This window comes from Corynebacterium sp. HMSC05H05 (genome assembly GCF_001807265.1).
GTDB lineage: Bacteria > Actinomycetota > Actinomycetes > Mycobacteriales > Mycobacteriaceae > Corynebacterium.
Window position 1 is genome coordinate 1 of record NZ_KV788372.1, and the last position, 14,305, is coordinate 14,305.

Annotated in this window: 14 protein-coding genes and 1 pseudogene; 7 read left to right on the plus strand and 8 right to left on the minus strand. The window is 66.5% G+C overall.

All coding sequences use genetic code 11. The features are described from left to right. A pseudogene (locus HMPREF3151_RS02420) lies at positions 1-352 on the minus strand (hypothetical protein); the annotation flags it as partial. Between the two features lie 140 nt (positions 353-492). Between HMPREF3151_RS02420 and era the strand changes: the two are divergent. Genes era through HMPREF3151_RS02435 form a run of 3 tightly spaced genes read left to right on the plus strand, consistent with a single transcriptional unit; the run spans position 493 to position 2,926 of the window. Further along, the gene (gene era, locus HMPREF3151_RS02425) at positions 493-1,476 is read left to right on the plus strand and encodes a GTPase Era (RefSeq protein ID WP_083290140.1); all 984 of its coding nucleotides are present in this window, start codon (positions 493-495) and stop codon (positions 1,474-1,476) included. Next, the gene (recO, locus tag HMPREF3151_RS02430; RefSeq protein ID WP_070473099.1) at positions 1,466-2,191 is read left to right on the plus strand and encodes a DNA repair protein RecO; all 726 of its coding nucleotides are present in this window, start codon (positions 1,466-1,468) and stop codon (positions 2,189-2,191) included. Before era ends, recO begins: the two co-directional genes overlap by 11 nt. Positions 2,192-2,200: 9 nt before the next feature. Continuing rightward, positions 2,201-2,926: an isoprenyl transferase gene (locus tag HMPREF3151_RS02435; RefSeq protein ID WP_070473102.1), complete on the plus strand. Its 726-nt coding sequence runs from the start codon at positions 2,201-2,203 to the stop codon at positions 2,924-2,926. Here HMPREF3151_RS02435 and HMPREF3151_RS02440 read toward each other — a convergent pair. Then, a complete protein-coding gene (locus HMPREF3151_RS02440) occupies positions 2,923-3,360 on the minus strand; it encodes a Fur family transcriptional regulator (RefSeq protein ID WP_070473105.1) in 438 nt (145 codons plus the stop codon). The two genes, HMPREF3151_RS02435 and HMPREF3151_RS02440, sit on opposite strands and share 4 nt — an antisense overlap. A 15-nt stretch (positions 3,361-3,375) precedes the next feature. After that, positions 3,376-3,858, minus strand: a complete 483-nt coding sequence (locus HMPREF3151_RS11750; RefSeq protein WP_246815178.1) for an ArsR/SmtB family transcription factor — start codon at positions 3,856-3,858, stop codon at positions 3,376-3,378. A gap of 167 nt (positions 3,859-4,025) precedes the next feature. Here HMPREF3151_RS11750 and HMPREF3151_RS02450 point away from each other — a divergent pair, with 167 nt between their 5' ends. The 3 genes from HMPREF3151_RS02450 to HMPREF3151_RS02460 are packed head-to-tail and all read left to right on the plus strand — an operon-like array spanning position 4,026 to position 6,380. Next, positions 4,026-5,408, plus strand: a complete 1,383-nt coding sequence (locus tag HMPREF3151_RS02450; RefSeq protein WP_070473108.1) for a glycine--tRNA ligase — start codon at positions 4,026-4,028, stop codon at positions 5,406-5,408. Between the two features lie 10 nt (positions 5,409-5,418). Next, a complete protein-coding gene (locus HMPREF3151_RS02455; protein WP_070473111.1) occupies positions 5,419-5,925 on the plus strand; it encodes a hypothetical protein in 507 nt (168 codons plus the stop codon). Next, positions 5,922-6,380: a hypothetical protein gene (locus HMPREF3151_RS02460; protein WP_070473114.1), complete on the plus strand. Its 459-nt coding sequence runs from the start codon at positions 5,922-5,924 to the stop codon at positions 6,378-6,380. The genes HMPREF3151_RS02455 and HMPREF3151_RS02460 overlap by 4 nt, the downstream gene beginning before the upstream one ends. A gap of 103 nt (positions 6,381-6,483) precedes the next feature. On the opposite strand, the gene HMPREF3151_RS02465 is transcribed toward HMPREF3151_RS02460, so the two are convergent. After that, positions 6,484-8,496, minus strand: a complete 2,013-nt coding sequence (locus HMPREF3151_RS02465; protein ID WP_070473118.1) for a TPM domain-containing protein — start codon at positions 8,494-8,496, stop codon at positions 6,484-6,486. Positions 8,497-8,516: 20 nt separating this feature from the next. Here HMPREF3151_RS02465 and HMPREF3151_RS02470 point away from each other — a divergent pair, with 20 nt between their 5' ends. Then, complete coding sequence (locus tag HMPREF3151_RS02470; RefSeq protein WP_070473121.1) at positions 8,517-9,818, plus strand: deoxyguanosinetriphosphate triphosphohydrolase; 1,302 nt, start codon at positions 8,517-8,519, stop codon at positions 9,816-9,818. A gap of 394 nt (positions 9,819-10,212) precedes the next feature. Here HMPREF3151_RS02470 and HMPREF3151_RS02475 read toward each other — a convergent pair whose 3' ends face one another. From HMPREF3151_RS02475 to HMPREF3151_RS11955, 4 genes are all read right to left on the minus strand, one after another. Then, positions 10,213-11,148 (minus strand): ArsA family ATPase, encoded by a 936-nt coding sequence (locus HMPREF3151_RS02475; protein ID WP_070473124.1) that lies wholly within the window; start codon positions 11,146-11,148, stop codon positions 10,213-10,215. Further along, positions 11,139-11,396, minus strand: a complete 258-nt coding sequence (locus HMPREF3151_RS02480) for a cory-CC-star protein (RefSeq protein ID WP_034998339.1) — start codon at positions 11,394-11,396, stop codon at positions 11,139-11,141. The genes HMPREF3151_RS02475 and HMPREF3151_RS02480 overlap by 10 nt, the downstream gene beginning before the upstream one ends. After that, positions 11,380-13,092, minus strand: a complete 1,713-nt coding sequence (locus HMPREF3151_RS02485) for a carbon starvation CstA family protein (RefSeq protein WP_070473127.1) — start codon at positions 13,090-13,092, stop codon at positions 11,380-11,382. The genes HMPREF3151_RS02480 and HMPREF3151_RS02485 overlap by 17 nt, the downstream gene beginning before the upstream one ends. Before the next feature lie 389 nt (positions 13,093-13,481). Continuing rightward, a partial coding sequence (locus tag HMPREF3151_RS11955) for a hypothetical protein (protein ID WP_070473130.1) occupies positions 13,482-14,305 on the minus strand: 824 nt, incomplete at its 5' end.

Consider the following 14,305-nt stretch of genomic DNA (forward strand, 5'->3'; position numbering starts at 1 on the left):
AGGGTGGGGCGGGTTTAACAGGCTGTTTGATTAGCCGGTTGATGCGTTTGGTTAAGGCCCGATAGGAGCCGCGGTGGCGCACCAAATCCAACCTAATGCGCCAGCGTTCGGCGGCGCCTTCGACGGCGAGGAGCTTCTTCTCGATGTGCACGAGTTGGTCGATGGGCACACCGTGCGCTGCTTCGAGGGCGTCGTGTTGTTTGCGGGTGAACCGGGTCGGGCCAAAGTAGGTGTGGTGCACCCGCGCCAAATCGCGCACCCGGCTGGTGGATAGGCCAGCGGCCATGGCGGTGTCGCGGTCGAAGTCGGCGAGGACCGAGACGCCTGCGGAGACAAAGTCGGTGAAGTTCATGGCTGCAGAAGCTAAGCCAGCGCAACCCCCAACACCAGACCCAAATCAAAATCTGTGGATAACCGCGTTGAAGCGTCAACAAAAGGAACCGGTTGTCCACAGCTCAACCACCCAAGGGTTGACAGGTAGAATCCCAGGCCATGAACGACTTCCCCGATTTCCCGGACGATCTGCCGCGTGAGGCCAGCGCGAACGATTTCGAGCGCGCCGACGCCGGCGGCTTCACTGACACCCCGGAGGGCTTCAGGTCGGGGTTCGTCAGTTTTGTGGGCCGCCCGAACACCGGCAAGTCCACGCTGACGAACGCGCTGGTGGGGGAGAAGATCGCGATCATGGCGGACCAGCCGGAAACCACCCGCCACCCGATCCGCGGCGTGATCAACCGCCCCGACGCGCAGGTCATCGTCGTGGACACCCCGGGCATCCACCGCCCGCGCACGCTGCTCGGCGAGCGTCTCAACGACGTGGTCAAGGACACCTTCGCCGACGTGGACGTCATCGGTTTCACGGTGCCCGCGGACGAGAAGATCGGCCCCGGCGACCGCTACATCCTGGAGCAGATCCGCGAAACCAAGCCGAACACGCCGATCGTGGGCATCGTGACCAAGCTGGACAAGGCCAGCAAGGACACCGTCGGCGAGCGCCTGCTGGAGCTGCACGAGCTGCTCGGCCCAGACGCGGAGCTGGTGCCGGTGTCGGCCACGCAGCAGGTTCAGGTGGATACGCTGCTTGACGTGCTCGTCGATAAGCTCCCGCAAGGCCCCCGTTTCTACCCCGAGGACCACACCACCGACGAGGACATGGAGACGCGCATCGCGGAGCTCATCCGCGAGGAGGCGCTGCAGGGGCTTCGCGACGAGCTGCCACACTCCGTCGCCGTCCAAATCGACGAAATGATCCAGGAGGACCGCCGCGTCAAAATTTACGCCGTGCTCTACCTGGAGCGCCCGGGCCAGAAACGCATCATCGAGGGCCCGGACGGGCGGCGCCTCAGCGGTATCGTGCACCGGGCGCGCAAGCAGATCATCGAGCTGACCGGGCAGAACGTGTACCTGGACGTGCGCGTGAAGGTGCTGAAGAACTGGCAGCAGGACCCGAAGGCGCTGGGCCGGCTTGGCTTCTAAGGCCGCGCGCCCGAACTGGCGCGACCGCGCGTTCGTCGTGCGGACCTACGACTTCGGGGAGGCGGACCGGGTGGTGGTCCTGCTTACCAAGAACCACGGCCTGGTCCGCGGCGTGGCCAAGGGGGTGCGCAAGGCGAAGAGCCGCTTCGGCTCCCGCCTGCAGCCGTTCGTGGAGGTCGACGCGCTGATTTACCCGGGCCGAGGCCTCTCGACGATCGCATCCGCCGACACCGTCACCTACTTCGGTGCCCGCATCATCGACGACTTCGACCGCTACGCCGCCGCCTGCGCGGTGATGGAAACGGCGGAAAAGCTCAGTTTCGAAGAAGCGGACCCCACCCTGTTCGCTCTGGTCCAGGACACGCTGCGCAACCTGCAGACGGAGCAGCACCCCACGATGGTCCTCGACGCGTTCATCCTCCAGGCCACCGAGCACGCCGGCTGGGGGCTAAGCCTGTTCAACTGCGCGAACTGCGGCGCGCCCGGCCCGCACAAGGCGTTCAACGCCACCGTCGGCGGGGCGGTGTGCAACAACTGCCGCCCGCCGGGGTCCATGCACGTCCACCCCGAGACGTTGCACGAGATGTGGCTGATGGAGAGGGGCAGCGAAGTGCCGTCGATACGCGTGGCGCAGATTCACCGCGCAACGGTGGCGCACCTGCAATTCAACCTGGAAGCCGGGCTGAAAAGCTTCAAGATTATGGAGCAGGCATAATTGACGCCCATGGGCGCACCGAAGATTGACACAAAGTTCATCCCGAAGCACATCGCGCTGGTGATGGACGGCAACGGCCGTTGGGCGCAAAGCCGCGGCCTGAAGCGCACCGAGGGCCACAAGGTGGGCGAGGAGAAGCTCATGGACGCCGTCGACGCGTGCATCGAGCTCGGCGGCGTGGAGTGGCTCTCGGCGTACGCGTTTTCCACGGAGAACTGGAAGCGCAGCCCTTCCGAGGTGCACTTTCTCATGAACTTCACGCGCGAGGTGCTGCGCCGCCAGCGCGATGAGCTGCACGCCAAGAACGTGCGCGTGGTGTGGTGCGGGCGCCGTCCGAAGCTGTGGGGCAGCGTCATCGAGGAGCTCGAGGTCGCCGAGGAGCTGACCAAACACAACACCGGTCTGACGCTTGCTATGTGCGTCAATTACGGCGGGCGCGCGGAGATCGCGGATGCGGTGCAGAAGCTTATCGACGCTCAAGTGTCCACCGTCGACGAAAAAACCATCGCCCGCTACCTGTACCGCGCGGACATGCCGGATGTGGACCTGTTTTTGCGCCCGTCGGGCGAGCAGCGCACGTCGAACTTCCTCATCTGGCAGTCCGCGTACGCGGAGATGGTGTACCAGGACGTGCTGTTCCCGGACTTCACCAAACAAGACCTCTGGGACGCGGTGATCGAGTACGCCAAGCGCGACCGCCGCTTCGGCGGTGCGGTGGACAAATTCGATAGCTAGCGCCTGGCCTGGCAGGCGCGGCACACGCCGTAGATTTCGGCGTCGTGGCCGACCAACTCGTAGCCGTAGTGCGAGGCGACGACCTCGGCCCACTTCTCCACGGGCCCGCCCTCGATTTCCTCGCTGCGGCCGCACTCGGTGCACACCAGGTGGTGATGGTGGTGGCCGGACAGGCAATCCCGGTAGAGGGTTTCGCCGTCGGGGGACTGCAGCACGTCCACGGCTTTGACATCGGCGAGCGATTGCAGGGTGCGGTAGACGGTGGTGAGGCCGACGGACGCGCCGTCGGCAAGCAATTGCTCATGGATGGTTTTCGCAGACGCGAACTTGTCCAGCCCCCGCAGCGTCTCCACGACGGCGGCGCGCTGGCGCGTCATTCGCGGGCCCAGCTTGGGCACGGGGCGCGATTGCCCTCGGCGGTTCGTTTGCGTCATACCATTGCAGTCTACCTAGTCCCGGACAGGTTTTGGCGTCTGTGGCGCCAGGCCAGGATCCGCTGCGGGGCGCACGTCCGCCGGCGGGTCGATGATCGCCGCGCCGATGGAGCCGCCCGCGCTCTGGTGAGACTGCCCGCGCTTGCGCTTGCGCAGCTCGGCCAGCTCGTCCTGGGCCTCGGTGAGCGTTTCCAGCGATGCCAACTCGTGGATGATGCCGATGATGTCCGGCTGGGCCAGCGCGTAGAGCACCTCGCGGCCCTTGCGCGACGACGACACCAACCCCGCCGAACGCAGCACCCGCAAATGCTGGGAAATCAGCGGCTGCGACTTGTTCAACTCGGTGACCAGCTGATGGACGACCATCTCCTCCTCGGCCAGCAGCAGGAGAATCTCCAGGCGGGTCTTCGAGTCCAACACTTTCACAAGCGCAGCGGTGCGGTCTATATCCTCATCCGCCAGCTTTGGAAGGTCCGCCAACGGGAAGCGTTCGCTCACGGCGTCCCCTTTCCTCAGCACCAATGGGAAACAGTTGTTTTTCAGAATACAAGAACGCCCCAACAGAGTGGGACTTATGTCCAAACTGGGCGGGTAACCGGAGGCGTCGTAAGGCGGGCTATGCTGTTGACCGTAATTTGCACGCACTTTCCCACCAGGAGATGTTGATGCCCGCATCAAAGATTGAGACCGTCGTTAACCTGTGCAAGCGCCGCGGACTGGTGTACCCGGCCGGCGAGATCTACGGCGGAACCCGCTCCGCGTGGGACTACGGCCCGCTCGGCGTGGAACTGAAAGAAAACCTCAAGCGCCAGTGGTGGAAGCACATGGTGCAATCCCGCCGCGACACCGTCGGCGTTGACACCTCCGTCATCCTGCCCACGCGCGTGTGGGAAGCCTCCGGCCACGTCGAAGTGTTCACCGACCCGCTCGTTGAGTCGCTGTACACCCACAAGCGCTACCGCGCCGACCACCTGCTGGAAGCCTACGAGGAAAAGCACGGCCACCCGCCGGCAAACGGCCTGGCGGACATCAACGACCCGGAAACCGGCCAGCCCGGCAACTGGACCGAGCCGAAGGCATTCTCCGGTTTGATGAAGACCTACCTGGGCCCGGTTGACGACAAGGAAGGCCTGCACTACCTGCGCCCGGAGACCGCGCAGGGCATCTTCGTGAACTTCAAGAACGTGATGACGTCGTCACGCATGAAGCCCCCGTTCGGCATCGCGAACACCGGCAAGAGCTTCCGCAACGAGATCACCCCGGGCAACTTCATCTTCCGCACCCGCGAGTTCGAGCAGATGGAGATGGAGTTCTTTGTCAAGCCCGGCGAGGACGAGAAGTGGCACGAGTACTGGATTGACAACCGCTACAACTGGTACGTCGACCTGGGCATCAACCCGGACAACCTGCGCCTCTACGAGCACCCGGAAGAAAAGCTTTCCCACTACTCCAAGCGCACCGTGGACATCGAGTACGCCTTCGGCTTCACCGGCTCCAAGTGGGGCGAGCTCGAGGGCGTGGCCAACCGCACCGACTACGACCTGCGCACCCACGCCGAGGCCTCCGGCGAGGACCTGAGCTACTTCGACCAGGAGAACAACGAGCGCTGGATCCCGTACTGCATCGAGCCGGCCGCGGGTCTCGGCCGCGCCATGATGGCCTTCCTCATCGACGCCTACGACGAGGAGGAGGCCCCCAACGCAAAGGGCGGCACCGACACCCGCGTGGTGCTGCGCCTGGACCGCCGCCTTGCGCCGGTGAAGGTGGCCGTGCTGCCGCTGTCGAAGAAGCCGGAGCTGTCCGGCCCGGCCGAGGAGCTCGCCGCGAAGCTGCGCCAGCACTGGAACGTCGACTACGATACCTCCGGCGCGATCGGCCGCCGCTACCGTCGCCAGGATGAGACGGGCACCCCGTTCTGCGTCACCTACGACTTTGACACCCTGGAAGACCAGGCCGTCACCGTGCGCGAGCGCGACACGATGGAGCAGGAGCGCGTGCCGCTGGCGGAGCTGGAGTCGTACCTGGCCGCCCGCCTGATCGGCTGCTAGATTCTCGCTCATGCATTATGTGAGCTGGGACCGCTCGAACCGGGACGCGCCGAAGCTTTTGGCGGAGGACGGCCCGGACGTCCTCGGCGTGTTCGAGCACGACCGCGCGATTGTGTGCGGCCAGAGCTGGGATCTGACGGCGCACGCCGAGTCGGGCGCGCTGGCCACGTGCGGCGGTGAGGAGATCGTGCGCACCTCAGACAGTTTGAAGCGCGCGAAGCGCATCGACGCGGTTGTGGGCGGCACCCCGTACGCGCTGATCCCGGAGACGTCCAAGAACTGGGTGGTCGAGGGCCCGGACGGCGAGAAGGTCGCCCAGTTCACCCAGGACCACAACGGGGTGCGCAAGGCCATCCTCGAGTTCGAGGGGGAGACGCAGTTGCCGCCCGTGCATGTCGCGGGCCTGGCGTGGCTGACGCGCAGCGTGCTGGAGGCGCGCAAGATGGCTAATTCCACCGCGTTGATTGCCACGCTGGTGTTTTTGTCGCTGTTTGTTGTGGTGGTGGCTGTGCTGTGATTTGGCAGGGAGCCTCGCTTATCGACGACCAAAGGTCCATCGCCGAATCCACCCCCGACACGATCACGGTGGGCGAGACCGTTTTGCGCGTCACGTCCGATAATCCGGTGAAGTTCCGCGCCTTCGACGTTGCGATGAACGAAGAGTACCTGCTGCGCAAAGCCGGGTTCACGGTGTCGCGCTACGCCGCGGATTGCGCTGGCCGCCGCTACACCCTGAAACGCGCGGGCTTCGACCTGCTGTCGGGCGCGATCACCCCGAAGCGCGAAATCCGCGACGGCGCCGGCGAGCTCATCGCCGTCACCCGGGGCTTCCCGTCCGGCGAGCTCGGCGTCGACGTGGCGGAGCCGACGCTTCGCGCCGACGGGTTCGACGAGATCCAGCTCGTTGACCTCGCGTTCATGTCCTGGGCGCTGACCTTCGTCGACGCGCCCGCACGCCGCACGCGCTACTGAGCGCCCGCGCAACGCCGCCGCGTATTCCCGCAAACCCTGAGCAAGCCCTCCTGAGTATGCCCGCTTTTGGGCCATACTCTGGGTTTGTTGCTCTGGGTTTGTCCTAGAAGGTGCCGCCGCGGTTGGAGGGGCGCCCGCCAGAGAAGCCGCCGCCTCCGCCCCCGCCGAAGCCACCGCCGCCCCCGCCACCGAAGCCTCCGCCTCCGCCGAAGCCGCCGGAGAGCACCGAACCCCACAACACGGCGCTGGCCAGCGAATCGGCGGTCTGGCGGTTGCGCTGTGCCTGGTAGCGGCGCAGGTCGTCGTTCGCGGCGGCCTCGGCTCGGCGCGCGGTGTCGGTTGCGGCGCGCGCGGCGTCGATGCCGGCGCGGGTGTCGCGCACGCGTAGCTGGTGGGCCTGCGCGTACTGGCGCTTCGCCTCCGCCAGCAGGGTGCGCGCGTGCGAGCCGATGATGCGCCCGCGCGAGAGGATCAGGTCTTCGGCGCGCTGGATTTGGGCGCCGGCGACTTGCATTTGCTGGTCGAAAAGCTGCAGCGCGCGGGACTGGTCGCCGGCGATGCCCTTGGCGCGATCCAGCGCGGCGTCGATTTCGGCGTCCATGCTGGTTAGCTCCTGGTAGAGGGCCAGCGGGTCGGTCTCGTCGCGGTCGCCGATCTCGCTCAGCATGCGTTGGGCCTTGGAGGAGACGGTGTCGAGCGAAGCGACGTCGATAGGCGCGCCCTGCGCACGAGCACCCTTGACCTGCTCGATTTCGCGCAGCTCGCCGCGGATCTCCTCGATGAGCGCGGGCAGGTTGGCCTTCGCGGCGCGGATGTTGTCCTCGGCGTGCTCGATGGCGGCGAGGTTGGTGTCGGAGACGTTGACGGCGCGGGTGGCGGCGGCCAGCGTGTCCAACAGCGCGCCCTGGCGCCCGGCCGGCTGGTCCGCCAAAGTCCGCGCCTCGCCGAGGGCCTTTTCGGCCTCGTCCAACGACGCCTCGGCGAGGTCCACGTTGTCCACGATGGACTCCAAAATCTGCGCCGGGTACTCGCCCTGCAGCTGCGCCAGCGTCGCACGGGCGGGCTCCAGGCGCGCCCGGATGTCCACGGTGCGCGCAAGCACCTTCTCCACCTCTTCGGGCGCGCGCATGAGCACGCCGCGCATCTCGTTGAACTCGGTGGTCTTGTCGCGAAGCGCCTGCTCGGCGCGGCCCGCAGACGAGATGATGTCCACCAGCATCGCGCGTTTTTCGGGCTCGGTTTCTGGGATGGCGTCGTAAAGCTTTTGGTGCGTGGCAAACGCGCGCTGCAGGGTGGTGGTGGCCTCGTTCATCGCGGAGGTGAACGGGCGCACCCGGTCCGCGCCGAACTCGGAGGTGGCCAGCTCGAGCTCCTGTTTGCCCTGGGTGATCGAGTCGTCGGCGGAGACCAGCGCGTCGCGCGCGACCTCCTCCAGCGTCGGCGTGGGCAGGCGCCCCAGCGAGTCGGTGTCCGCTGGGTCCAGCGCCTTCGCGGACTCGATCTGCTTGGCTTGCTGCTTCTTCGTGCCCTTGCGCGTCGCCGCGTACACGCCGCCGCCCGCCAGCGCCGCGACACCCAGGCCACCTGCGAGCCAGCCTGCGCCGTCGCCTGACGACGAGCTCCCGCCCGCCACCGCATTCACCGCATTCAACGCGGCCGAAGACCAGTTCATCTCGGACAGCTGCGCATACGCGGCGTCGTTCATGCGGTCGATCTCGGACTGCGTCCACTCCTCGCCGCCGCCGACGTTATACAGCCGCTCGTCCGGCGAGATGGCCAGCACGGCGGTGTTGGAGCCGTTCGCCGCGACGGCCTTGTCCACCCATTCGGGCGGGGTGTACTGCCCGAAGGAGCGCAGGAACACCACGCGCACGGACTTGCCCTGGGACTTGCTGACCTCCTGGATCGCGCCTTCGATCTCGGCCAGTTCGCCGGCGGAGAGCACTGCGGCGTCGTCGGTCACCGGCTTTGTCAGCCGACCCGGCTCGAGGGATGCCTTGGTGGCGGCGGCTTGGGCCTGAATGAGGGTGGGCGGAGCTTCCGTCGCAAAGCTGGGTGCGGCGGCGGCAAAAAGGCCGCCAGACACGGCGAGGATGCGCAAGTAACGGCTAGTCATGCCGACTAGGGTAGCGCGACGTGTACGTTTACAACGCCGCCGATACGCAGCGCCGCGCCGACGAGGCGCCGAAGGGCGCGCAACTCGCCCCGGATTCGCGCGGGGATTTCGCCCGCGACCGCGCCCGCGTGCTGCATTCCGCGGCGCTGCGGCGCCTCGCCGACAAGACCCAGGTGGTGGGTCCGCGCGACGGCGACACCCCGCGCACGCGCCTGACGCACTCGCTGGAGGTCGCGCAGATCTCGCGCGGCATCGGCGAGGGCCTGGGCCTCAACCCCGACCTGTGCGAGATGGCCGGGCTCACCCACGACATCGGGCACCCGCCGTACGGCCACAACGGCGAAGTCGCGCTCGACGAGGTCGCGCCGTGCGGCTTCGAGGGCAACGCGCAAACGTTGCGGATCCTTGCGCGCCTGGAGCCCAAAGTGCTTATCGACGGCACGTCCTTCGGCCTCAACCTCACCCGCGCATCGTTGGACGCGGCCGTGAAGTACCCGCTGACGCGCACGAACGCGGACGGTTCGGTGAACCGGAAGTACTCGGCCTACGACGAGGACGCTGGTGTGTTGGCGTGGCTGCGTGAGGGGCACGTCGATGGGGCGCCGCCGATGGAGGCGCAGGTGATGGACTTTTCCGACGACATCGCCTACTCCGTCCACGACGTCGAGGACGGCATCGTCTCCGGGCGCGTCTCCCTGCGGGTGCTGTGGGACTTCGTGGAGCTCGCCGCCTTGGCCGAGAAGGGTGCGGCGGCGTTCGGCGGCGACGCCGACTCTCTTGTGGACGCCGCCGACAGGTTGCGCTCCCTGCCCGCCATCGCCGCGGCTGCCGAGTTCGACTACACGCTTAGCGCGTGGACGGGCCTGAAGGCGTTGACGTCGCAGCTGGTGGGACGCTACGTCGGCGCCGTCACCCGCGCCACCCGCGAGGACGACGGCAACCGTGCCCTCATGGACGCTTCTGGCGCTGCGGCCTCCGACGCACCTGGCCCCGGCTTGGGCCGCCAGCACGGGCGCCTGGTCGTCCCGCCGGACGTGGAGGCCGAGGTGCGCCTGCTCAAGACCGTCGCCGTGCTCTACGTGATGGACCAGCCGTCCCACCAGGCGCGCCAGGACCGGCAGCGCGACCGCATCTACCGCGTCCACGAGTACCTCCGCGCGGGCGCGCCGGGCAGCTTGGACACGATGTTCCAGGCGTGGTTCACCGCCGCCGAGACGGACCTGGAGCGCGAGCGGGTGATTGTGGACCAGATCGCGTCCATGACCGAGTCGCGCCTCGAGCGCACCGCGAAGAAGGCCGCCGCCTTCGAGGGGTACTTCTAGGGCCAGCTGGGTCGCGGCCTCGGCCGCCGCAACCGCTGCGCCCCGCCCCCGGCGCACCCCACTCGAGGATGTAGGGGTGTAGCGCACCGACAAGTGTCACCGAAACCCTGAACTTAACGCCGCACTTCCTCAAGAACTCCGAGCATCCGGCCTGGTCAGCGCCCTGGCCTTCACCTTTGCACGACGCGAATTCAGGATTTCGAGGAAAACCCGAATTCGCGGAAACGCGTGTGATCTCGTGGTGCTGGAGAGGCTGGACGAGGGCAACCTTTCGCCGTTGCCGCCACCGTGAATTCAGGTTTTCGTTGACGGAACCAAATCGGCATATATGTAACCGGCGCACGTAGTCCGGAGCGAGCCGAGAGAAGGGGGGAGCAGCACAGTTCGCGGTGGTCTACAATCGATCGGCGATGGCGGCGAGCGCGGCGCGGGTGCCGATCTCGCCGGCGAGCCAGGGCAGCTCGACGCGGGGGACGTCGGGAAGCCGTGAGTCGAGGAGCTTCAGCGCGGAGTCTTCCACGGCGCGGCGCGAGGCCATGAACTCGCCGGCGTCGAGGGGGCTGCGGCGGTTGACCACCAGACCCGGGACGCGGATGCTGTTGGACGTGAGATCGTCGTAAAGCTCGATGCTCTCGAGGACCGGGAGGCGCTCCGCGGTGAGCACGATGTGAAACGCGCAGGCCGCGGGGTCGGTGAGGATGTCGCGCAGGCGCTCGAATTTGCGGCGGCGGCGCAGCAGTGTGGCGCGGATTTCCTGGTTGCGGCGCTCGACTGGATCATCGGCCGTGCCGCCGAGGCCGCGGACGGCGCGGGAGAACTTGTCGGACTGCTCGCGCCGCTGCATCAGCCCGCCGGTGTACGCGGCCATCAGCTCCGGCAGCGCGAGCAGGCGGGAGGTGTGGCCGGAGGGGGCAGTGTCGAAGATGATGTGGTCGTAGCCAGGCCTATCGACGAGCTCCGCCACCGCCTCCAGCATCGCCGCCTCATGCATGCCGGGCGAGTGCCGCGCCAGGTCCAGGTGGCGGCGGATCTCGGGGTGCATGCGCTCCGGCATCATCGCGCGCATGGAGCGCTCCACCTCGGCGAGGTGCCGCTCGGTTGTCGCGGTGGGGTCGAGCTCCACCACGTCCAAGCTGGGCTCGAGGGGCGTGGGTTCGTCGGAAAGCTTCGCGGCCCAGATGTGGCCCAGGTTGTGCGCCGGGTCGGTGGACACCAACAGCACTCGCCGGCCGGCCTCGGCAAGGCGTACCGCGCACGCTGCGGAGACGGTGGTTTTGCCCACCCCGCCTTTGCCGCCGAAGAACATCACGGGCGCGGGCTTTAGCAGCATCGCACGCCGTCCAGCGGGGATCGCTCCATGCCCATGCGGGTGTGCCAGGCGTGGAATTCGTCGTAAAGCAATGGCATCAATTCGAGGGTGTAGAAGCTTGCGGGGTTGGGGATGCCGAGCGTCTCCGAGGCGACTAGCAGGGTGAACAGGTCGTCCTCTTCGCGCGCGGCGCGGGCGAATTCGCGGCGGTACGGGGCCTTGTAAAACTCGTCGAGGCCCCGAGCAATTGCTTTAAGACGTTCGCGCATCCGCCAATTCACCCGGAATCGTCTCATCGTCGCGCCAGGTCACAGCCGGTGCCTTGCGCGCCTTCGAAATCGCCGTGAACGCCTCCACGATGACCCAGATGGCGCAGCAGATGATGATCACGTCCAGCACCAGCAGCAGCCAGTTGCCCGCCTCGAGGAACGTGCGCAGCTGCAGCACCGCCGCCCACAGCGACATCGCGGTGACGAACACCAGCGGGATCAGCACCGGCCAGGTCGGGCGGCGCAGCTGCGTCAGGATGATCACCACGATCGCCAGCGTCAGGCCCGCCATGAGCTGGTTGGTGGTGCCGAACAGCGGCCAGATCAGCATGCCGCCGGAGCCGTCCAGACCCATGGAGAACGTCAGGCCCATCGCGCAGCCGACCGCAATGACGGTGGCCACCAGGCCGGAGAGCTTCACGCCGGCCAGCTCCGCCATCTCCGCGACCACGAGGCGCTGCAGGCGGATGCCGGAGTCCATGGTGGTGGCGGCGAACAGCACGGCCATGGTGGCCAGGATCGTCGCGGACAGGGAAGTGGGGATGCCCAGGCCGGTGTTCATCAGCTCTCCGCCGCCTTGGATGAACGCGTCGACGCCGCCGGCGTTCCACTCGGAGTAGATGTTCTCCCAGTCCGCGAGCGTCTTGAAGCCGGAGGTGGTGGCCACGATCGTGCCGAGCGCCAGCAGGCCCTCGCCGACCGCGCCGAAGTAGCCGACGAACCGCGCGTCCGTCTCCTTATCCAGCTGCTTCGACGACGTGCCCGAGGCGACGACGCCGTGGAAACCCGAGATCGCGCCGCAGGCGATCGTGACAAACAGCAGCGGGAAGATGCCGGGGGTGCCGTCGGGCACGGCGTCGCGAAGCGAGGGCGCCACAACCTCCGGCCGCACGATGAAGAACGAGCCGTAGAGGATGATCAGGCCCACGAAAAGCTGCAGGCCGTTGATGTAGTCGCGCGGCTGCAGCAGCACCCACACCGGCAGCAGCGAGGCGACGAACGCGTAAGTGAACAGGAAGATGATCCACCAGCCGCGGTCCGGGATGCCCAGCATCGTCTCCGGCAGGGCGAGCGGGAACTGGTCGCCCAGGATCATCAGACCGTACAGCGCCGCGACACCCACGACGGACACCAGTGGCAGGTTCCAGTTGAAGCGGTAGATGGCCTGGCCGATCAACAGCGCGACGAGAATCGCGCCCCACGTGGGGATCACCGCCGTCGGCGTGGAGATGAGCAGGTTCGAGATGACCACCGCGAATGCCGTGTTGACCATGAGCAGCAGCAGAAAAATCACCACGAGGAACAGGTTGCGCCCGCGCGCGCCGATGTAGCGGCCGGACAGCGTGCCGATCGACTGTCCGCGATGCCTTTGCGACGCCCACAGCGCCCCCAAGTCGTGCATCCCCGCGAAGAAGACAGTGCCGAGCGTGACCCACAGAAACGCCGGCACCCAGCCCCAAATCACCGCGACAGCAGGGCCGATGATCGGTGCCGCGCCCGCCACGGAGGTGAAGTGGTGGCCCCACAGCACGTACTTGTTCGTGGGGACGAAATCCACGCCGTCCTCCATCGTGTGCGCCGGGGTGGTGTACGCGTCCGAGAGTTGGTAGACGCGTTTGCCCAGGAATTTGGAGTACAGCAGGTAGCCGGCGGCCATCATCGCCAGGCCGATGAGCACCAGGATGAGCGAGCTCATGGGTCTTCTCCGATCGTGTCGTGCTTCACATGGTCTGTGTCACAGTTGTTGGGATTATGGCACACGACACTTTCCTAGGTGTTTCTCAGGGGGTTTTATTCTTCGGCGCTCGGCTCGGGGTGGCGTGGATGGGTGGGGTAGGGGGTGTCGGATTGGGTCGTGTCGGAGAAAACCTGAATCCGGCGTTGCATTCACGCAGGTGGTCGTCTCCACTTGCCTGCGCGCAGGACCGCGAACTCAGGTTTTTCGCATAAACCTGAATTCCCGGCTCGAATCTGTTGCAGGTGGGGCGGAAGTAGCGGACAGCACGGTCCCATCTGGGAGCGAGTTCAGGCTTTCAGCGACAAAACTCCACGCGCATATTGGAGGTGCGCGCGCATAACGCCGGGCTAGTAGACCAGCCCCCGGTCGCGGAGGTGCGTCGCGCCAAGCACTTCGCTGACGAACGAGTTTGGGGCGCCCTCAATCTCCTCCGCGGTGAAGTACAACTTCCGGAACCCTCGGGCAGCCTCCCAGCGCTCACGCTTACGTCGGTTATGGGCAAGCCTGAGCCCATCAGGCTCGGATTCGAGTGCGCGCCAGTAGGGATCCTCGTCGATGAGAATGACCAAGTCGTTTCCGGCGAGCAACGTGGCAAAACCCATGCGGTCGAGTTCGCAGTGGGTGCGGACGCTGACGCGGGAGTCGTCGAGAAGCGAATGCGCGAGCAGGTACGGAAACGTCTCCAGTTGTGGCACCTGGTACGGCAACACGGCTGCGAGGCGCCTGCGCCGCGGGTGAATTGAGCCGTCGAAACTGTCGGCGTAGTCGGAGATTTCGTCGGCCGTGAAGCCGTGGCGCAGCAGCCACCCGATTGCGAGCCGAGCATTGACGACTTTTTGCATGCGGCAGAAATCGACGTAGGTCCGCAGCGGGTGTGTGACGCGGACGCCGTCGAGTTCCGCGGTGTCCGCGGGCGGTGTCTTGAACGCCTTGAACTTGGTACTGACGGGGAGCGAGCTTTTTGGTGGGAGGTGGCCTGAGGGCAGCGCGAACTGCACGTCATGGTCTTTCGGCGCAACAAACCACATGCCCCACTGCGCCGCGGCGAACTCCCCGAGGAGCACGGCTTTGCGCGAATCCCGCGACGCGGCAACCCCTCGGACAACGAATTGGCGTTTGAGCCCGAGCTCGCGGAACCAGAGGGTGTCAGGAAGTTTGTGTGTGAGGCTCT

What these genes read in the sequence shown, in the direction of transcription:
- HMPREF3151_RS02450 (WP_070473108.1), top strand. Translation starts at nt 4,026, where the DNA reads ATGCCCGCATCAAAGATTGAGACCGTCGTTAACCTGTGCAAGCGCCGC.
- HMPREF3151_RS02440 (WP_070473105.1), bottom strand. Translation starts at nt 3,360, where the DNA reads ATGACGCAAACGAACCGCCGAGGGCAATCGCGCCCCGTGCCCAAGCTG.
- HMPREF3151_RS02435 (WP_070473102.1), top strand. Translation starts at nt 2,201, where the DNA reads ATGGGCGCACCGAAGATTGACACAAAGTTCATCCCGAAGCACATCGCG.
- era (WP_083290140.1), top strand. Translation starts at nt 493, where the DNA reads ATGAACGACTTCCCCGATTTCCCGGACGATCTGCCGCGTGAGGCCAGC.
- HMPREF3151_RS02455 (WP_070473111.1), top strand. Translation starts at nt 5,419, where the DNA reads ATGCATTATGTGAGCTGGGACCGCTCGAACCGGGACGCGCCGAAGCTT.
- HMPREF3151_RS02465 (WP_070473118.1), bottom strand. Translation starts at nt 8,496, where the DNA reads ATGACTAGCCGTTACTTGCGCATCCTCGCCGTGTCTGGCGGCCTTTTT.
- HMPREF3151_RS02485 (WP_070473127.1), bottom strand. Translation starts at nt 13,092, where the DNA reads ATGAGCTCGCTCATCCTGGTGCTCATCGGCCTGGCGATGATGGCCGCC.
- HMPREF3151_RS02480 (WP_034998339.1), bottom strand. Translation starts at nt 11,396, where the DNA reads ATGCGCGAACGTCTTAAAGCAATTGCTCGGGGCCTCGACGAGTTTTAC.
- HMPREF3151_RS02475 (WP_070473124.1), bottom strand. Translation starts at nt 11,148, where the DNA reads ATGCTGCTAAAGCCCGCGCCCGTGATGTTCTTCGGCGGCAAAGGCGGG.